Source organism: Halomonas sp. MCCC 1A13316 (assembly GCF_014931605.1).
Classification (GTDB): domain Bacteria; phylum Pseudomonadota; class Gammaproteobacteria; order Pseudomonadales; family Halomonadaceae; genus Halomonas.
This window is the reverse complement of record NZ_CP053382.1, coordinates 474,824-494,037: the sequence shown is the minus strand read 5'-3', so window position 1 is coordinate 494,037 and position 19,214 is coordinate 474,824. Positions and strand designations below refer to the sequence as shown.

The window sequence follows — 19,214 nt, the reverse complement described above, 5'->3', positions numbered from 1 at the left end:
ACGCCAGTGAGGATCCTTCGACCTTGAGCGACGACTTCCCTTTGGGACTGCTGTTCGGCCTGCTTTTCCTGCTCGTCTGTCTTTCCGCTTTTTTTTCGAGCTCCGAGACCGGCATGATGTCGATCAACCGTTATAGGCTGAATCACGAGGCCAATAGCGGTGACAGTCGGGCTCGCCGGGTCCTGCGGCTGTTGGCACGCCCGGACCGGCTTATCGGCGTGATCCTGATCGGCAATAACCTGGTCAACAATCTGGCGGCCGCCATCGCCACCGTGCTCGCCATCCATTTCTTCGGCGATGTCACCGGCCCCGCGGTCGCTCCATTGATCCTGACGATCGTGATCCTCATCTTCGCCGAGGTCAGCCCCAAGACCTATGCCGCGATCAAGCCCGAACGCGTCGCCTACCCCTCTTCGCTGATACTCGAACCGCTGCTCAAGCTGCTCTACCCTCTCGTATGGCTGGTTAACGCCGTCTCCAACGGCCTGCTGCGCCTGCTCGGGGTCAAGAGCATCGAAGGCGGCGCCGACAGCCTGACCCGCGATGAGCTGCGCACCGTCGTGCACGAAGCGGGCACCCTGATTCCACGTCGCCACCAGGCGATGCTGCTGTCAATCCTCGACCTCGAGAACGTCACGGTCAACGACATCATGGTGCCGCGTCACGAGGTGGTGGGGATCGACCTCGACGATGAACTGGAAGCCATCCTGGCCCAGATTCGCACCAGCCAACATACCCGACTGCCGGTGTTCAAGGGTGATATCAACAACATCATCGGCATGCTGCATCTGCGCAATGCGGCGCGCTTCCTGTCACGAGATGAGGTGACCAAGGCCTCGATCGTGCAGGAGGCGCGCGAGCCCTACTTCATCCCCGAGTCGACGCCGCTGCACACCCAACTGCTCAACTTCCAGAAGCAGAAGCGCCGCATCGGCATCGTGGTGGACGAGTACGGTGATGTAGAGGGACTGGTCACGCTCGAGGACATCCTCGAGGAGATCGTCGGCGAGTTCACCACCGACGTGGCCGGCCAGGACCAGGAGATTCATCGCCAAGAAGACGGTAGCCACGTGATCGACGGCACCGCCAACATTCGCGATATCAACCGGGCCCTGGGATGGAAACTGACTACCGACGGCCCCAAGACATTGAACGGCCTGATTCTGGAACATCTGGAAGCCTTCCCCGACGGACCCGCCTGCCTGCAGATAGGCAATGTTCGCATGGAAATTCTCGAGGTCCGCGACAATCTGATCACTTCGGCACGCTGCTGGCAGGTTGTGCGCAGCGGCCGCCAGCGCCAGCCGTGATCAGCGCTGCCGTGGCGAGGAGGGCGCCTCGAGCGGACAGGCCCAACCATCGGCCTCGGCCTTGAGCGCCCGCACCCGCGCCTCCAGCAGATCACGACGCGCCAGCCTTGAAGGAATCGGTTTACCGAAGTAGAGCGCCACCCTGGCACGAAAGCGCCGCGGCCACTTGGACAGCGCCGGGCCCTCGCGATGCGAGGTCCACGAGCCCCACAAACCGGAAAGCCCGGCCGGGATGACCGGCACCGGATCGCGTGCCAGTATCATCTCGAGCCCACGGCGAAATGCCTGCACCTCGCCATCCGGTGTCAAGCGTCCCTCGGGAAAGAGCATTACCACTTCGCCGCTACGCAGCGCCCGGCTGACCTCTTCCAGTGCGCGGCGCACGCTGCCAGGGTCGCGCCGGTCGGACTCCACCGGAATCGCCCCGACCAGGCGGAACAGCCAGTTGAGCCAGGGCGACTCGTAGATCGGCCGATCCATCAGAAAGCGCAGCGGACGTGGGCTAGCCCCTCCCATGATCAGCGCATCCATGAAGCTGACATGGTTGCACACCACTACCGCCGCCCCGGTGACCGGAATGAAGCCACGTCCACGCAGGCGCAGCCGATAACAACAATGGATCAGCAGGAAGATGAGAAAGCGGATGAGCGGTCGCGGCGCACGAGCCGCACGCCAGCTCCCCAGCAACAACAGGGAGCCGAGCACCCCGTACACCACGAGCGTCACGCGATATCGGACCTGTGTCTCAGGCCGGCGAGGATGGTGAAGAGCAGTTGATCGAGCAGCTCCGGCACTTCAAGCTGCTGCCCTTGCCAGTAGCCCAGGCGTTCGTTGAGCCCCAGTTGCACCAGGCCATGCACGCTGCCCCACAGGGTGCGCCCGAGGCGCCTGGCCTCCAGGTCGCCGAGCGCTGGCTGATACTCCTTGAGGCTCATCTCGATGCGCAGGAACAGCGCTTCGATCATGTCCGACTGGCGCTGGTCGAGCTCACCCTCCTGGGCCAGTGGGTAATCGAACAGCAGCTGCCAGCGAAACGGCTCGCGCTGGGCGAACTGCCAGTAGGCCAGCGCCAGGGCACGCATCTGCCTCTCGGGTTCCGTACCCTCGGTCAGCGGTTCGATGACCATGCGCAACCGAGCCAGGGTCTCGATGTTCACATGCTGAAGAAGGTTGCCGAAGCTGCCGTAGAGCTTGAGCAACGTACTCGGCGCACAGCCCACCTCACGCGCCAGTGCGCGCAGCGAGAGCGCATGCACGGGGTTGCCCTGCAGCCAGTCATCGCATGCGGCCATGACCTGGGCATGGAGCGCTTCGGGAGCATGCTGTCGGGGACGAGCCATCGGGTTCCTCGCGGAGGTTGCACATCACGGGCGACAGTGCTTCGCCCGGTAGCTTAGGATAGCGCACATCGAACACTGTTTTCGACCACTGCGCACCAACCCTTTTCTGTTTTCCCCGGCTTGGCTAACCTGACGCCATCCCGTCACCCGGAGACTCCATGGCCGGCCGCCTCTACATTCCACCACTCGACATGGCTCGCTTGCTGCCCGAACTGTATCGGGAGACACCCCTGCTGACCGCCACCAACCTGGCGCCGAGGCGCCCGATTTCGCATATTCGACTGGAAGCCGGTCGCGCCAGCCTGAGCCAGGTCTTCTGGGGGCTGACACCCTCCTGGCTGACCGTACTCGATCACGCACCCCATTGTGCCCGGGCCGAATCGCTCGATGACCGCCCCATGTTCCGCGATGCCTTCATCGCCCGCCGCAGCCTGATACCGGCGGGGGGCGTCTATGTCTGGAGAGCCCAGCCACGCTTCAAGCAACCTTTTTTGGTGACCCGTGTCGATCGTGGCCCCATGCTGTTGGCCAGCATCTGGTGTCGCTACCATACCGATTTGACCGAGCACGCCGACTCGATGGCGTTGATCACCGTCCCGACCAACGACTTCCTGGCACCACTCAGCGACAGGCTGCCCGCCCTGATCGATGCCAACGACGCCATGCGCTGGCTCGATCCGCGAACGACGCCGGAAGCCGCCCGCGCGCTACTTCGGCCTGCCCCTCGGGAACTGTTGGGCGCCTTTCCGGTATCAAGAAGGGTGAACGACCCTGCCAACCAGGATCCTGCCTGCGCCCATCCGACGGGCCCCATGCTGCGCTGGAACCAATAGGAGAGAAGATGTTCAAGTCCCGCCCGCCCCTGCATTGGTCAGGCCGCCGATACTTGCCAGCCTGGCTTGCAAGCCTCCTGCTGATTGGATTTTTGCTGCCTGGTTTCGCCCAGGCACAGCAGCCAGACGATACCAGCGCCTCTCCCAAGGAGGCGGTGGATGAGGTCGTGCTGCCTCACGTCAGCCCTCATGATAACCGCGACTATCGCGTGCTTTTGCTCGAAAACGGACTCACCACGCTGCTGGTCAGCGACCCCGAGGCCGACCAGGCAGCCGTCTCGATGAATGTGGGCGTGGGTAGCGCACAAGACCCGGAAGATCTGCAGGGGCTAGCCCACTTCCTCGAGCATATGCTGTTCCTCGGCACCGAGCCCTTTCCCGAGGCCGACGCCTACCAGGGCTACCTGCAGCGTCACGGCGGCAGCCACAACGCGTTCACCGCACCGCAGGACACCAATTACTTCTTCGACATCGAGCCCGAGGCACTACCCGGTGCGCTGGACCGCTTTAGCCAATTCTTCCTCTCTCCGCTGTTCAACCCCGAGAAGCTGGAAAGCGAACGCAACATCGTTCATTCCGAGTACATGTCACGCATCCGCGACGACGGTCGGCGCGAGAACGATGTGCTCAACCAGGTACTCAACAGCGACAACCCTCTCACCGGCTTCTCGGTAGGCAGCCGCGAAACGTTGGCCGATCGACCCGAGAACGAACCCTCCCTGCGCCAGCGGGTAATCGATTTCTACCAGAGCCACTACGATGCCAACGTCATGCACCTGGCGGTGGTCGCACCTCAACCGCTGGACGAACTGGAAGCCATGGTGACCGAGCGCTTCGCCGGCATCGCCGACCGCGGCCTCGAGCGCCCCATGATCGAGGAACCGCTGATCGAAGAGGAGAACTTGCCGCGCTATGTGGCGCTCCAGTCGATACGCGACAGCCGCCACGTGAGCTTCATGTTCCCGATTCCGGACCCGCTGCAGCACTATCGCCACAAGCCCGCCGAGTTTCTCTCCCACCTGCTGGGTCACGAAGGCGAAGGCAGCCTGTTCGCCTTACTTCGCGAGGCCGGGCTGGCAGATGGACTTTCTGCCGGCGTGGGCCGCGGTGACGAGCGTCATGCACTCTTCACCGTCAGGGTCAGCCTGACGCCTGCCGGCGCCGAGCGCATCGACGATATCCAGGCGACGCTATTCGCCGCGATCGAACAGATCCGGGAAAGCGGCCTGGAGGAGTGGCGCTATGCCGAGCAGGCTCAGCTTGCCGAACAGCAGTTCCGCTTCCAGCAGCAAGGCTCGTCGTTGCAGAACGCCATGCGCCTGGCCATGAACCTGGCCCGCTTTCCGGTGGAGGACGTGCAGTATGCCGCCTACCGGATGGATGGCTTCGATCGCGAACTGGTCGACGAGTATCTCGATGCCCTGCGTCCCGAGTCGCTGCTGCGTGTCTACAGCGGGCCCGACGTCGAGGGTGAGCGGACTTCGCCCTGGTTCGACACGCCCTGGCGCTTAGTCGAGCCGGAGTTGGACGAAGCACAGCCACTGGCGGGCCTCACCCTGCCCGCCCCCAACCCCTTCATTGCCGAGGATCTGGCACTGCTCGACGCGCAGGACGAGCGGCCCACTCAACTGCTTGATGAAAAGGGTTTCGGCCTATGGCACATGGCGGACACCAGCTTCAACTCACCCAAGGTGGAGTGGCGCTTCAGCCTGCAGAATCCGCAGGCCAGCAGCGACCCACGCCACGCCGTGCTGGCCGACCTGCTGGCTGGCTGGCTGGATGATAGCCTCAACGAGGAGTTCTATGCGGCGCGCCTGGCCGGACACGATGTCGATGCCTACGCTCATGCCCGCGGCATCACGCTGGCCTTTTCCGGCTGGCGCGATCGCCAGGACCGGGTCATGCGTCGCACCCTCGAGCAGCTGCTCGAGGGAGACATCGACGCGGCGAGCTTCGAGCGGGTGCGCTACCGCTTGCAGCGCGAATGGCGCAACGCTCCCCAGTCGGCCTTGTTCCGTCAGGGACACCGCACCCTGGCCGAAGCACTAATGCGGCCGCATTGGCCATCTCACAGCCTGCTGCAAGCCAGCCGCGACCTGACGGTGGACGACCTTCGCGATTTTCGCGAGCAGTTCCTTGGCGATCTGCGCCTACAGGCGCTTGCCATCGGCAATCTCGACGCCGAGCTGGCCCGGCGCGAAGGACGCCTCGTGGCCGAAATGCTCGCTCCCACACTACCCCAGGAGGCAATACCCGAGTTGACGCCGCTGCGCGTCGAAGCCGACCTGCCCACGCTGCACCCCCGCACGACCCGCGAGGAGTCGCTGGTTTTGCGCTACCTGCAGGGAGAAGACCGCTCGCTCGATGCCCAGGCACGCCTCTCGGTGCTGGGGCAGGTGATCGACACGCCCTTCTACCAGCGTCTGCGCACCGAAAAGCAGTTGGGCTACGTGGTGAGCGCCGGCTATTCGCCACTGCTCGACGCCCCGGGGCTGAGTCTGCTGGTACAGTCTCCCGATACTCCGAGCGGCGCGATCCAGACCCATATCGACGCCTTCCTCGAGGAATTCAGCCAGCGTCTGGCTGCGATGCAGGACGCAGACCTGGCACCCTACCGTCAGGCGGTGCATGACAGTCTGCTACAGCGCGATACCAGCCTGTCGGAGCGAACCAGCCGTCTATGGCGTGCCCTGTCGTTCGGCGATACTCAGTTCGATCGCCGCGAGCGCCTGGCCCAGCGGGTGCTGGCAGTCTCTGCCGACGACCTGCGCGAAACCTGGCCCAGGCTGCTCGAGTCGCCCGGCGCCATCGTTGCCTATGACCCGGGTGACGAGCCCAGCGACGTCGCAGCCCTGAGCCGGCACCTGGAGCCACTACCCGAGGCAAAAGACTGATTCTGGTAAAGCTTCACACCACTGCGCCCGGCCAAATGGCCAGGCGCAGTTTTTTAAGCAGGCAAGCGTCGAGATCAGCCGAAGGCCTGGGCCGGCATCATCCCCTCGACATGCATGACCAGTTCCTCGAGAATCTGGCGGTCACGGTCGCTCAACGTTACCTGGTTGAACCGTTCGATCTCGCGGGCGAAATCCTTGAGCGTGAATCCGGCTACGGCGCCGTCGTTCATGCGCTCCCAGCGGTAGGCCTCCCAGCGCGCCTGCTCCTCGCTGCTGAGAGTGTCGGGATAGTTGCGCGCGCGGTAGCGAAACAGCATCTCCTCCAGGCGGGGGTCTTGAAAGGCGAACCTGGCATCCACCAGATCCCAGGGAGCCATTGCGCGCACCCGCTCCATCTGCTGGCGATCGGCAGGCGAGAAGAAGCCGCCGCTGTAAAGCATCAGATCCGGGTCATGGGGGCCATCGGGGGGCGGCTGGGCGAAGACCTCACTCACCTTCTGCGCCGCCTCGAGGCTCGTCGCGAGACGTTTCCAGTTGGCGCGACAAGAGGCCAGGTCGAACCCCAGCCGCTCGACGATCTCGCCGTACTCGCCCTGGCGCGGCCCCTCCACGTCCTTGAGCGCAGCGGCAGGCAGGATCACCGGGCTGCGATTGATATGAATGACCTTGAGCGGAATACGCTCTTCTCCTTCCGCCAGATCGTCACTGCTGACGAAGACCCGCTGGCGGATCTCCTCGGCACTCAGCTCGAGCAGGGCCTGAGGGTCGACTGACAGGTCGTAGACGATCACTCCGTTGGGATTGGTGGGATGCTCGGCCAGGGGCATCACCAGGGCACTACAGCCACGGCTGGCCGGGTAGCGACGCGACACGTGCAGCACCGGCTTGCGTGCGGAAATATCGAGGCGCTTGGCCACCTCTCGCTTGCTGCGAAGCGCCAGCAGGTGGTCGAAGAGGCGCGGGTTACGCTGCCGCAATAGCCGCGCCAGGGCGATGGTGGCACGCACGTCGGCCACGGCGTCATGAGCACCTTCGTGGGCAATGCCATTGGCCGCGGTCAGGTGCTCGAGCCGGAAGCTGGGCGAGCCGTCCTCGCGGCGCGGCCACTCGATACCCGCCGGGCGCAGGGCATGGAAGGCCCTCACCGCATCGATCAGGTCCCAGCGTGAATTGCCGTTCTGCCACTCACGGGAGTAGGGATCGAGCAGGTTGCGGTAGAACAGGCAGCGACTCACTTCATCATCGAAGCGCAGGCTGTTGTAGCCCAGCGCACAGGTGCCGGGCTCGCTCATCAGCGCATGGATGCGCCCGGCGAACTCGGCTTCGGGCACCCCGCGCCGACGCGCCTGCTGCGGCGTGATGCCGGTGATCAGGCATGCCTGGGGATGCGGCAGGTAATCATCGCTCGGCTTGCAGAAGAGCTCGATCGGCTCACCGATCTCATTGAAGTCGCTGTCGGTACGTATCGCGGCAAACTGCGAAGGCCGATCACGACGAGGATCGGCGCCGAAGGTTTCGTAGTCGTGCCACAGGAAGGTCATCGGGGCGGCATTGGGCTTCGCCATGGGCGCGGTGTCTCCTGACTGCGTCCTGAGCGGCACAGCCTACCATAACCTCACCAGCGACTCAGCTGCGCGGCAGGGTGACGTTGAGCTCCAGTACCGAACAGTTGTCCTCGCTGTCCAGGCTGATGTTGATGGCGTCGTCATCGACCTGCACGTAGCGCCGAATCACCTCCAGCAGCTCCTTCTCCAGCATCGGCATGTAGTCGGGTTGGCCGCGCTGGCTGCGCTGATGCGCGACGATGATCTGCAGCCGTTCCTTGGCCACCGAGGCGGTTTTCTTGCGTTCGCGCTTCAGAAATTCCAGTAACTTCACCGGCGACCTCCTCCGAACATGCGGCTCAGCAGGCTCTTCTTCTGGAGCTCATGGAATCGCAGCGGGATTTCTTCTCCGAGCAGGCGCGAAACGGTATCCATGTAGGCCTGACCCGCATCGCTGTTGTCGTCGTGGGTCACCGGCACACCCTGGTTGGAGGCACGCAGTACCGCCTCGGACTCGGGAATGAGGCCGATCAGATCGATGGCGAGAATCTCGCGGATGTCCTCGAGGTTGAGCATGTCGCCATGGTCGACCCGGGTCGCATTGTAGCGGGTGATCAGCAGGTGCTCCTTGACGGGATCCTCGCCGCGCTCGGCACGCCGCGTCTTGGAGGCGAGCAGCCCGAGGATGCGATCGGAATCACGCACCGACGACACTTCGGGGTTGGTGACCACGATCGCCTCGTCAGCGTAGTACATGGCCAACTGAGCGCCGCGCTCGATGCCGGCAGGGGAATCGCAGAGGATATAATCGAAGTCCTTACCCAGGGTATCGAGCACCTTCTCGACGCCTTCGGACGTCAGCGCATCTTTGTCGCGAGTTTGGGAGGCCGGCAGAATATGCAGGTTGTCGACTCGCTTGTCGCGGATCAGCGCCTGGTTGAGCCCGGCCTCTCCCTGGATCACGTTGACCAGGTCATACACCACGCGGCGCTCGCAACCCATGATCAGGTCGAGGTTGCGCAGCCCTACGTCGAAATCGATGACGACGGTCTTGTTGCCTCGCAGCGCCAGCCCGGTGGCGATGGCCGCTGCACTGGTAGTCTTGCCGACCCCACCCTTGCCTGAGGTCACTACGATAATCTTGGCCAAGTTGCACGTTCCTTTGGATAGACGAAGTAAGACGAAGAGAGCGTAAACCGCCTAGGCCAGCGAGGTAATCCCCAACTGAGCATCGCGCAGGGCGACTTGAACCGAGGAGCCCAGCAGATGCGGGTCGATGTCCTCGAGACGCTTGTAGTTACCCGCCACCGAAAGCAGCTCGGCGCGCAGCTCGCGGCAGAAAATGCCGGCTTCGACATCACCGTGGATACCGGCCAGTGCACGGCCGCGCAGGGCGCCATAGACATGTATGCTGCCGGCTGCCAGCACTTCCGCCCCGGCATTGACGGCGCCGATGACCACCAGGTCGCCATCGGGCGCACTCACCTGTTGCCCAGAACGTACCGTACCGCGGTAGATTCGACCGCCGCTGGCCGCCGAGGCCGTTGCCTCGGGTTCGCTTGGTGCCTCCGCCTCAACGGGCGGCACCTCCTCGAGCGAGCGAGCACGCGCGCCATCAGAGGGCGGGAACCAGCCCAAGCCCAGCGCCCACGCCGACTGCTTGACGGGGTCGGCACCGCCACGTACCGCCACTGGCAGCAGCTTGTGGGTACGGCATACGGCACAGATCCGCTCCAGAGCCAGGTGAGGCTCGTCGAGCTTCTCGACGCTGAGGACCACAGGGGTATGCTGAAAGAAGGCAGGGGATTGACTAAGCTTTCCCGAAAGCTGCTCGCGGATCTGCTCCGGATCCGCGCTAGCCAATTCCATGACCGTCATGGGCAGCATGCCCCCCTTGAAGGTGAATGCCATGTCTGCCCTGTCCACTTTGAGGCTCATTGCCGGACTCCACTCGGGTGTTGTCGGGTCGTGGGACTAAAGCTAAGCGACTCCCATCCCCCCTGCAACTGATGATACGGCCAGCCAAGGCTCGGCGGCCATTGTCGCCATTTGTCTACACGCTCCTGTTCCGGCAGGCTTTTCCATAACCGCGGCGCGTGCTTAGATAACATACCTTAGACGAAAGACGCCGACTCGACAGCAACAATACGGCTTGCACAGCAATCGGCTGCGCCTCTCACTTGCAGGATGCCTCATGCCCGGATTCCTTCGCCGCTTATTCGCCCCGCGCTGGCAGCACCCCGACGCCGAGGTGCGATATCAGGCCATCAGCCGGCTCGACCCCGCACGCCCGGAACAGCGCCAGGCCCTGGAAGCATTATGCCTCGATGCGGAAGCCTCCGTCCGCCAGGCGGCACTGGAAAGAGTCGATTCACTCGAGACGCTCCTCGAACTCCTGGGCCGCCAGCCGGAGCTGCCCGAGATACGCCGCCGCCTGGTCGTACTGCTCAGCGGCCAGAGCGGCGGCCTCGATCTACCCCAGCGCCTGAACATCGTCGAACGGCTCGACGACAGGGAGTTGCTGTCGCGCCTGGCGCTGGAAGGCGATAATCAGCAACTGCGCCTGGCCGCTGTCGCTCGCCTGACAGCGGAAGAGGACCTCATCGAGCAGGCCTGCGACAATGGCATCGCCGCCGTGCGTCACGCCGCCGCAACGCGAGTCACCAGCGAAGTCGGCCTGCAGCGTCTGGTTCAGCAAGCGCGCCGTGACCGACAGGTGGTGCGCCAGGCGCGCGAACGCCTGAACCGGCTGCGCACGGATGCCGCCTCGCTGGCCGCAGCAAGGGCTCAGCGCGAAACGCTGCTGGCAAAGCTGGAGGCGCATGCCAGGGCGCCTTGGGAGCCCCTCTATGCGGGCCGGTTCCGGCATTTGGTGCGCGAGTGGGAAGCGCTCGACGACCTGCCCGGTATCGACCAGGAACGTCGCTTTCAGGAGGCCAGCCTTAGCTGTCGCAAGGTCATCTCGGATCACGAAGCCCAGCAACACGCCAGCGCCGAGACGGACCGTCGACGGGAACAGGCGGCAGAAGCCCGGGAAGCGTTGCTCGAGGCACTTGAGGAGAGCCTCGCCGGCCTGCCCCGCGGCGATCGTGTGACCGGCCAGGACATCGCCAGTCTGCGTGCCCAGAAAGTGCTACTGGCCAGCCGCTGGCAAGCACTTTCCGACCTCCACGTGACCGACGAGGCGCTGCGCCAACGCTACGACACCGTGCTGCACGATTACGATGAAGTTCTCGTTGCGTGGGAGCGCCTCGAGAGTCATGTCGCTGAAATCGAGCAAGCCCTGCGCGAGAAGGACGCCGAGCGGCTGCGAATCAGTCTCGAAGCCTGCCACTGGCCCGACTCGCTACCGCCAACGCCGCTACTCGCCCGCGCGCAGCAATTGCTGGCAGGCAGAGAGGAATCGGAGGAAGAGGCCCTCGAGGCACGCCTCGAGCGCTTCGCTCAGGACCTTGCCCAATTGGAAAAGCTACTCGACCATGGCGCCTTCAAGGGCGCCAGTCGCCTCCATCAGAGTCTCAGGCATAGAGCCGATTCGTTGCCCGCGGCGAGCCTGCGACCACATCAAGCCACGCTCAAGCGGCTTGGCGCCCGTCTCGCGGAGCTACGCGACTGGCGCGGTTTCGTTGCGGGACCCAAGCGCGAACAGCTGTGTCAGGCCATCGATCAGCTCGCTGGCGACACCGTCATCACGGAAGCCGAGCTAGACCGGCGCCACCGCCAGCTAGTGCGCGACTGGAAGGGACTCGGCGATGCTGCTGCCAGCCGCGAGCTCTCCGAACATTTTCGCAGCACCTCCGACCGCATCCACGAACGCCTGGCCCCGTGGCGTGAGCGCCAGGCCGACGAGCGAATGCGCAATCTGGAGGCACGCACCGCTCTGTGCGAGCAGCTCGAGGCCCTGCTGGACGTGCCCGCCGCCGACGCCGATCCGGATGCTCTGCGGCGCATCCGTGACCAGGCACGCGAAGAGTGGCGCCGTCACTCCCCCGTGCCGCGCGAACAGGCCCAAGCGATCGGGCGACGCTTCGGTCGCATCCGCTTTGCGCTGCAAAGCCTGATCGACCAGCGCGCCAAGGAGGTGGCCGACGCCAAGCGGCAGCTTGTCGACGAGGCCCAGGCACTGATCGAGCGCCCGCTAGCCCCCGATGCCCGAGCAGAACGCGCCAAGGACCTGCAGCAGAGCTGGCGGGAACTAGGCCGCGCCCCGCGTGGGGAGGAACAGACGCTATGGCGCGAGTTCCGCACAGCCTGTGATCAGATATTCGCCATGCGCGAGGCCCAGCGTGACGACCGCGTGCAGCGAGCGCGTCAGCGTCTCGACGAGATGCAGACGCTCATCGATCGACTCGATGCCTGGCAGCCTACCCGCTATGCCGACAGTAACGTGCTGGAGCAGGCACTCGGCCAGGCGGCGGCCCTAGAGCCGCTGCCCTCGGGACGACGTACGGAGGGCATGCGGCGTCGCTGGAGCGGCATCGTACGCGCCCGCCGTGAGCGTCTGGCACGCCTGGCCGTAGTGGAAGAGATCCAGCGCTGGCAGGCCTGCCGCTCCCTGCTCGACGCTCACCTGGCGGCAGATGCCGCATGCCTCGAGGGAAACGCCTGTGAAGACATCTCCCTCGACCCCGAACTCGACCTCCCCGAAGACATGCACAGCGCACACGAGCAGCGCAACGCCTCGCGGCGAAATCCACCGCCCACTCAGGAAGTCAGCGAACGGTTGGCGCGCCTGCGCGTTCATCTATCACTGCTCTCGATGGGCCGTGTCAGCCAGCATGACGAACCCCTGCGTCTGGCCATCCAGGTCGAGCGACTCAACGAAGGCCTAGGCCGCGAGCTGAGTCGCGCCGAGGAGGTTCGTATCGTATTGCGCAACCTGTTGGCGACGGGGCCGGTCTCTCCCGAGCAGTGGCAACTCGAAGTGAGTGAGCTCGACTCGCTACTCACGCGTCTTACTCGCCTGCCACCTCCCTGACGTCTGCTGTAAGACGAAAACAGGAGGCCCAGGGGCCTCCCGTGCAGGCTCAGCAGCTTTCAACCCATGAACTGACCACCATTGATATCGATGTTGGCGCCAGTGATGAAGCCTGACTCCTTATCAGCCAGGAACACCACCAGCCGAGCGATCTCCTCCGGCGTGCCATAGCGCTTTACAGGGATGGTTTCGCGAATGGCTTCACGTACGTTCTCGGGAATATTCATGATCATGTCGGTAGCGATATAGCCGGGCGACACGGTATTGACGGTGATGCCCTTGGTGGCCGTCTCCTGAGCCAGTGCCATGGTCAGGCCATGCATGCCGGCTTTGGCTGCCGAGTAGTTGACCTGGCCGAACTGGCCCTTGCGGCCATTGATCGAAGAGATGTTGATGATGCGCCCATGCTTGTGCTCGAGCATGCTCTCGATGACGCTGCGGCAGGTGTTGAATACGGTGTTGAGATTGGTGTCGATAACTTCGTGCCACTGCTCGGGGGTCATCTTCTTCATCGTGCCGTCGCGAGTGATCCCGGCACAGTTGACTAATACGCTAATCGGCCCATGTGCCGCTTCGATTTCCTTTGTGCCTTTTTCACACGCCTGGTAGTCGGTCAGATCGACACCCGACAGAGAGATATTGTCGAATCCGTCGGCTTTCTGTGTCTCGAGCCAGGTCTTGGCCTTTTCCGGATTATGGTAGCCCGCCACCACGTGGTAGCCCGCAGCTGCCAGACCGCGGCAGATTGCCGAACCGATACCCCCGGTTCCGCCGGTAACCCACGCTACGGGTGCTGTTTGAGTCATATTCCACCTCCCTGATCATGACGCTTTTTAGTCTCATTGCTAGACCTACCGGGGCAAGCCAGCCATAACAGGATGCTGCCAGAAGGGCTTGCCTTCAAGCTTCCCCCTCACTGATTATGGACACAAGCGCCACGCTTGCACTAACAACGTCGCTCACCTTGACACAGCGCAGAAAAAGCGTAGAATACGCCTCACGTTGATGCGGGGTGGAGCAGTCTGGTAGCTCGTCGGGCTCATAACCCGAAGGTCGTCGGTTCAAATCCGGCCCCCGCTACCAAATATTAAAGAGGCGGATCAGGCAATTGCTGATCCGCCTCTTTTTCGTTTCTAACTCTAAAGTCCAGCTGTGACACCATTGTGACGGTCTTGTGTCCAGCCAATAGTTGTTGTACCCAAAAGCAGCCCACACCCGGCGACCTTCCGTCTACAGTGTCACAACCTATCTTCGACCCACCCTGCCCTGCCGGTTTACGAATTTTCCGGCACGTACTCCAGTAGCTCCCCCACTTCACAGTCGAAAAGCTGACACAGCTTCTCCAGTGCTTCGAGATCTATCCTCTGCGCTGTTTCCCTATAAAGGAGGGTCACGGTATTGCGGTTCAGCCCGGTCTCCCTCGCCACGTCCACGATCTTCATCTTGCGTTCGCCCATCAGGCGTGCCAAATGGCATCGGATCATGCCCACCTCATCCAAGAGTTAATTTTTGCATCCAGGATGACAAAAAACCCTTGCAAGTGTGATTATGCAGGCTAAAATGTCATTCAGGATGGCATTTGGCTACTGCGAATGCCTTTTGTAGATTCAGGCTATCACCATACGAGGGCGTTTTCGATGGATACCTCCTTCACCTACCTGACCACGGAAGAACTCGCGGCACGCATCAAGTATGACTGTCGCACCATCCGTCAGTGCCTCAAGGACACCGTCCTACTTGAAGGCAAGCACTACATCAAGCCGTTTGGCCGCCGGAAGATCCTGTTCCTCTGGGAAGCGGTCGAGCAGGAAATGATGGCCAGCTCGGCTGCCGATGACTTGAGCATCCCCATGGCGGGTGGAGCCGTATGTCATGGGTAAGGTCAGGGCACGCAAGGAAACGGGGAAACTCTACCTGGATTTCTTCTTTCACGGCGTGCGCTGCCGAGAGCAGACTGCCCTGCATGACACACCGGCCAATCGAAAGAAGGTCGAGTGTCTGCTCCAGCGGATTGAAGCCAAAATTCTTCTCGATGAGTTTGATTATGCCGAGTTCTTCCCTGGCAGCGGAAACCTGAAAAAGGTTCAGCAAGCTCGGGCAACCGTAGATGAAACTTCTGAAGTCGAAAGCCTTTCCACCTCTGTCACGTTGGCTGAATTTTCTTCCCAGTGGTTCAGCGAGATGCAGGTTGAGTGGCGCAAATCTCATACCAGGAATGTTCAGTCAATTATCGACAACTCACTGAAGCCACTCTTGGGAGCGAAGCGAATAAAGGTGATCAGCAAAGCTGACCTTCTGCAGTTTCGGTCCAGCCTCGCCAACCGCAAAGGCAGGGGAGCAAACATCAAGCTCTCTCCCAAGACGATCAACAGCCACATGGCGATATTAAAAATGGTCATGGATGAAGCTGCGGATCGGTATGGCTTCGAGAGCCCCTACAGGAACATCAAACCGCTCAAGCTAAAGAAGAGTCACATCGAGCCTTTTTCTCTCAAGGAAGTGGATAGAATAATCAGCCAAGTCCGCGAAGACTACCGAAACTACTACATTGTCAGGTTTTATACTGGACTTCGAACGGGCGAAATAGATGGCCTGAAGTGGCAGTGCGTAGATTTTGAAAGGCAAGAGATACTAGTACGGGAAACGCTTATACAAGGCGAGACTGAATACACCAAGACCGATGGATCCCAGCGTGAAGTCCCTATGCTGGGTCCCGTATGTGAAGCTCTCAAAGAACAGTACATGGCAACAAAAGGAAGAAGCAGCTATGTTTTTTGCAATCGCCAGGGCGAACCTCTTGACCACAATAATGTGACCAAGCGCGTCTGGTATCCCTTGCTTCGACGGCTTGGCTTAAACAAGCGCCGGCCTTACCAAACTCGTCATACGGCTGCCACTCTCTTTCTGGCTTCCGGGGAAAATCCTGAGTGGGTGGCTCGCGTCCTGGGGCACTCCTCAACCGACATGCTTTTCAAAGTCTATTCACGCTATATCCCCAACGCCACTCGCATGGATGGCTCAGCTTTTGAAAAACTCGTTAATACCGCCATTTCTCAGGCCAAGGAGCCGGTACATGAAAAAGAGTAATCCCCCTACTTGCACTGAAAATTTTACTGGCATTTTCCGCTTGACGGGACGCATCGTCGATTTCGACAGCCACGGTACCCCCTATCTCAGGCTTCGGCTCAGCCACTTCGAGGGTGACCATATCGCCGGCTTGGACGTTGATCATGTTCATGTTCCGGAAGATATCGGATATCTTGATCTAATCAAGGTAGCTGGCATTCGCTGCCCCAAGAACCCGCTCAATCTTGATGTGCGCCTCATTGATATTCACAAGGCCTGCCCTGCCGAGGCCAACGCTCAGCCAGTACTTAATAGCATGCCACGCGTCTACTGCCCGGTGCCGTCCTCTCTTGATATGCTGGTAGGGTCGGTGCGCTCTTTGAGTTCGCCTCATCTCAAACATTTCATCAGGCGGGTAATCGAGCGCAAAGATCGCCTTGAATCCTTTCTCAACGCGCCTGCTAGTCGATCTCATCACCATGCGTATCCCGGCGGTCTCTTGGAGCACTCTGTCGATGTCGCCAGAAACGTCGTGGCGATGATCCAACTCAACGAGCCCAACATGCCTCGACTGCTTCAGGAGCTTGGTTTTGTCGCCGGGTTGCTACACGATATCGGAAAGACGTACACCTACGACTCGAAAGGCAAGCCCAATTTGGCATGGCGTCTCTGCGATCACCATGCCCTGACGCTGGAAGCGTGTGCCTTTGGCCTGGCTTATCTTGATCGTCACGAACCAGAACTGGCCATCACTCTCAGGCATATCTGGACCAGCGCCTCCCCTGGAGCACGCTATGGCACCCAGCCAGCCAACACGTTGGCGCGTTACGTGCGGGATGCCGATGGACAAAGTGCCATGGCCCATCGGCAAAAATCAGTTTTCCAGGGTATTCGCCATGGACTGGTCAAGAAGGGAAAAGAACTCTTCTGGTCGCCAGCCGTTTGAGACTACGCCACCAGCCAAACTTTCTCATCCTCCCACCTACATAGGCATATCCTCACTACGGGCGGCGGAAGGCGGCACCAACGGCCTTTCCACGCCGCCCTTCGTTCAATAAGGGCCACAATCCTGCGCTATCTCACCCTTTATTCTTTTTGACTTCTGATAGACTCCGGCCCTTCAGAAAAATTAGGGCACTTCCGGGAATACCACCGAGCATCAACGACAGCCGGACAGCGCCTGGTGACTGCCTCGCGCAGCAGGGAACACACTCTTGGGCAATCTGATTGCAATCCGTACGCAAGCGATCACCGCCAACCGTCGGGTGGCTGGACTCTCGATCCTGCCTGCTTGTCTACCCGAGTACTGTGGCTTCAAGTCACTGCCAGTGCTGCGGCCCTCTCGCTATGGGGCCGTCATCGGCTGGGGTATGAAGTCGACCTCCTCGCGTGCACGCAAGATAGCCAAGCGCCATGGTCTTGCCTACGTGGCGATTGAGGATGGTTTCCTGCGCTCCAGGGGTCTGGGGGTGATGGGTCATGCTCCTCATAGCTTGGTCGTGGATCAAACCGGAATCTATTACGACGCCACACGCCCCTCGGACCTGGAGCGTTTGATACACGCCGCGCCCGATGATCCAGAAAGGCTCCAGCGCGCAAGGGATGGAATGGCACGTCTGCGGCAGCTACGGCTGTCGAAATATAACCACGCACCTGATCATCCTCTCCCTTCCGGCACAGGCCCTCGCGTGCTGGTAGTAGACCAGACTGTCGGTGATGCCTCGATTACTCTCGGCCTGGCAAATGCCCACCGTTTCCAGACGATGCTCGAGGTTGCACTCGCCGAGCATCCCGACGCCGAGATCCTGGTCAAGATCCACCCCGACGTGGCCGCCGGCAAAAAACAAGGTCACCTGATGCAGGCTGGACTGCCGGCTCGCTGCCGACTGATCACCGCAGACATCAATCCGTGGGCCCTCCTCGACGCGGTAGAGACTGTGCATGTGGTGACCAGCCAGCTCGGCTTCGAGGCCCTCATGGCCGGCAAGCGTGTCGTCTGCCATGGCATGCCGTTCTATGCCGGCTGGGGACTGACCGAAGATCGCCAGACCTGTGCGAGACGGGGCCAACCCAGAACCCTGGAGCAGCTCTTCGATGCCGCTTACTTGCGTTATGCCCGTTATGCCAATCCCTATACAGGCCAGAGCTGCCGCTTCGAAGACACGCTTGAGTTGATCGCCGAGCAGAAGCGGCGCAACGAAACACTCGCCGGCAACTGGCTCGGCGTCGGCTTCTCGGTCTGGAAGCAGAGGTTTATAAGTCACTTCCTGGGGGATAGCGCCCGTCTGCGCCACGTCGCCACAGTAGAGCATGCCGCCCCCGGTCCCGACGAACGCCAGCTGGTCTGGTCCAGCCAGCACGATACCCGGACGAAGCCAGCCTCTGATGCGCCGGCATCGGTATGGCGGATCGAGGATGGGTTCATCCGCTCCGTTGGCCTGGGCGTCGATTTGATCAGACCCCTCTCGCTGGTGCTCGACAGCCGAGGCATCTACTACGACCCGTCGAGCCCCAGCGACCTCGAGCACCTTCTGCTGGAAACGGATTTCAACGACAGGTTGCTGACACGCGCACGCCGGCTGCGTCAACGCCTGGTCGAGCTGGGGCTGACGAAATACAACGTTGGGCGAAACAGCGATCCGCTGCCCGAGCTACCGGCTGGTCAACGGTGCCTGTTGGTGATCGGACAGGTCGAGAGCGATGCATCGCTCCGCCAAGGCTCGCCAAAGGTCACCACCAACAGTGAGCTGCTGCATCGGGTGCGCGGTGACAATCCGGATGCCTACATCCTCTACAAGCCCCATCCAGACGTGGTTACCGGGGCACGGCTGGGCCAGCTCGACAGCCATGCCACCCAGCAGTTCAACCGGCAGGTAACAAACGGGTGCATTACCAATCTCCTGCGGCATGTTGATGAACTGCATACCATGAGCTCCCTGTCCGGCTTTGAGGCCCTAATGAGGGACTGTCACGTGGTGACGTACGGCATGCCGTTCTATGCCGGATGGGGTCTCACCGATGACCGCGGAATGACGTGCCCGCGCCGTCACCGTCGGCTTAGTCTGGACGAGCTGGTCGCCGGTTGCCTGATTCTCTACCCCACCTACGTGGAGCCGCACTCGGGGCACATCGTCAATGTGGAGACCGTCGTGGACTGGCTGGAACAGCAGCGCCCCACTCATCTCTCCCTGCCGATTTCGCGCCGCCTCTACCGCGGCTATCGCAACCTGTTTATCGGAAGGCACTGAC

General features: G+C 61.8%; 16 protein-coding genes and 1 tRNA gene. 9 read left to right on the top strand and 8 right to left on the bottom strand.

The window, feature by feature from the left end; genetic code table 11:
- Nucleotides 1–23: 23 nt before the first annotated feature.
- Nucleotides 24–1,310: an HlyC/CorC family transporter gene (locus HNO52_RS02290; RefSeq protein ID WP_197567468.1), complete on the top strand. Its 1,287-nt coding sequence runs from the start codon at nucleotides 24–26 to the stop codon at nucleotides 1,308–1,310.
- On the opposite strand, the gene HNO52_RS02285 is transcribed toward HNO52_RS02290, so the two are convergent.
- Nucleotides 1,311–2,036, bottom strand: a complete 726-nt coding sequence (locus tag HNO52_RS02285; protein WP_197567467.1) for a 1-acyl-sn-glycerol-3-phosphate acyltransferase — start codon at nucleotides 2,034–2,036, stop codon at nucleotides 1,311–1,313.
- Nucleotides 2,033–2,650, bottom strand: coding sequence for a TetR/AcrR family transcriptional regulator (locus HNO52_RS02280; RefSeq protein ID WP_197567466.1), 618 nt, complete (start codon nucleotides 2,648–2,650; stop codon nucleotides 2,033–2,035). The genes HNO52_RS02285 and HNO52_RS02280 overlap by 4 nt, the downstream gene beginning before the upstream one ends.
- Before the next feature lie 158 nt (nucleotides 2,651–2,808).
- On the opposite strand from HNO52_RS02280, the gene HNO52_RS02275 reads away from it, so the two are divergent.
- The gene (locus HNO52_RS02275) at nucleotides 2,809–3,483 is read left to right on the top strand and encodes an SOS response-associated peptidase (RefSeq protein ID WP_197567465.1); all 675 of its coding nucleotides are present in this window, start codon (nucleotides 2,809–2,811) and stop codon (nucleotides 3,481–3,483) included.
- Between the two features lie 8 nt (nucleotides 3,484–3,491).
- Nucleotides 3,492–6,377, top strand: coding sequence for an insulinase family protein (locus tag HNO52_RS02270; protein WP_197567464.1), 2,886 nt, complete (start codon nucleotides 3,492–3,494; stop codon nucleotides 6,375–6,377).
- A 74-nt stretch (nucleotides 6,378–6,451) separates the two neighbouring features.
- Here HNO52_RS02270 and sbcB read toward each other — a convergent pair whose 3' ends face one another.
- The 4 genes from sbcB to minC form a co-directional block, all read right to left on the bottom strand.
- Entirely contained in the window at nucleotides 6,452–7,942 is a 1,491-nt protein-coding gene (gene sbcB / locus HNO52_RS02265; RefSeq protein ID WP_197567463.1) for an exodeoxyribonuclease I, read from the bottom strand.
- 61 nt (nucleotides 7,943–8,003) lie between these two features.
- The gene (gene minE / locus HNO52_RS02260; protein WP_010630224.1) at nucleotides 8,004–8,255 is read right to left on the bottom strand and encodes a cell division topological specificity factor MinE; all 252 of its coding nucleotides are present in this window, start codon (nucleotides 8,253–8,255) and stop codon (nucleotides 8,004–8,006) included.
- Nucleotides 8,252–9,070: a septum site-determining protein MinD gene (minD, locus tag HNO52_RS02255; RefSeq protein WP_167120165.1), complete on the bottom strand. Its 819-nt coding sequence runs from the start codon at nucleotides 9,068–9,070 to the stop codon at nucleotides 8,252–8,254. The genes minE and minD overlap by 4 nt, the downstream gene beginning before the upstream one ends.
- Before the next feature lie 51 nt (nucleotides 9,071–9,121).
- Nucleotides 9,122–9,859 carry a septum site-determining protein MinC gene (gene minC / locus HNO52_RS02250; protein ID WP_197567462.1) on the bottom strand — a complete coding sequence of 246 codons (738 nt, stop codon included), beginning with the start codon at nucleotides 9,857–9,859 and terminating at the stop codon, nucleotides 9,122–9,124.
- Nucleotides 9,860–10,115: 256 nt separating this feature from the next.
- Here minC and HNO52_RS02245 point away from each other — a divergent pair, with 256 nt between their 5' ends.
- A complete protein-coding gene (locus HNO52_RS02245) occupies nucleotides 10,116–12,899 on the top strand; it encodes a DUF349 domain-containing protein (RefSeq protein ID WP_197567461.1) in 2,784 nt (927 codons plus the stop codon).
- A 59-nt stretch (nucleotides 12,900–12,958) separates the two neighbouring features.
- On the opposite strand, the gene phbB is transcribed toward HNO52_RS02245, so the two are convergent.
- Nucleotides 12,959–13,705 carry an acetoacetyl-CoA reductase gene (gene phbB / locus HNO52_RS02240; RefSeq protein WP_197567460.1) on the bottom strand — a complete coding sequence of 249 codons (747 nt, stop codon included), beginning with the start codon at nucleotides 13,703–13,705 and terminating at the stop codon, nucleotides 12,959–12,961.
- A gap of 200 nt (nucleotides 13,706–13,905) precedes the next feature.
- On the opposite strand from phbB, the gene HNO52_RS02235 reads away from it, so the two are divergent.
- Nucleotides 13,906–13,982: transfer RNA gene (locus tag HNO52_RS02235), tRNA-Met, on the top strand.
- A gap of 191 nt (nucleotides 13,983–14,173) precedes the next feature.
- Here HNO52_RS02235 and HNO52_RS02230 read toward each other — a convergent pair.
- The gene (locus tag HNO52_RS02230; protein WP_197567459.1) at nucleotides 14,174–14,383 is read right to left on the bottom strand and encodes a helix-turn-helix domain-containing protein; all 210 of its coding nucleotides are present in this window, start codon (nucleotides 14,381–14,383) and stop codon (nucleotides 14,174–14,176) included.
- A gap of 153 nt (nucleotides 14,384–14,536) precedes the next feature.
- Between HNO52_RS02230 and HNO52_RS02225 the strand changes: the two genes are divergently transcribed.
- From HNO52_RS02225 to HNO52_RS02210, 4 genes are all read left to right on the top strand, one after another.
- Nucleotides 14,537–14,779 carry a hypothetical protein gene (locus HNO52_RS02225; RefSeq protein ID WP_197567458.1) on the top strand — a complete coding sequence of 81 codons (243 nt, stop codon included), beginning with the start codon at nucleotides 14,537–14,539 and terminating at the stop codon, nucleotides 14,777–14,779.
- Nucleotides 14,772–15,986, top strand: coding sequence for a tyrosine-type recombinase/integrase (locus tag HNO52_RS02220; RefSeq protein ID WP_197567457.1), 1,215 nt, complete (start codon nucleotides 14,772–14,774; stop codon nucleotides 15,984–15,986). The genes HNO52_RS02225 and HNO52_RS02220 overlap by 8 nt, the downstream gene beginning before the upstream one ends.
- Complete coding sequence (locus tag HNO52_RS02215) at nucleotides 15,973–16,911, top strand: TraI domain-containing protein (RefSeq protein ID WP_197567456.1); 939 nt, start codon at nucleotides 15,973–15,975, stop codon at nucleotides 16,909–16,911. The genes HNO52_RS02220 and HNO52_RS02215 overlap by 14 nt, the downstream gene beginning before the upstream one ends.
- 268 nt (nucleotides 16,912–17,179) lie before the next feature.
- On the top strand, nucleotides 17,180–19,213 hold the full coding sequence (locus tag HNO52_RS02210; RefSeq protein ID WP_232090489.1) for a capsule polysaccharide biogenesis protein: 2,034 nt from the start codon (nucleotides 17,180–17,182) through the stop codon (nucleotides 19,211–19,213).
- The last annotated feature ends 1 nt before the right edge of the window (nucleotide 19,214 follow it).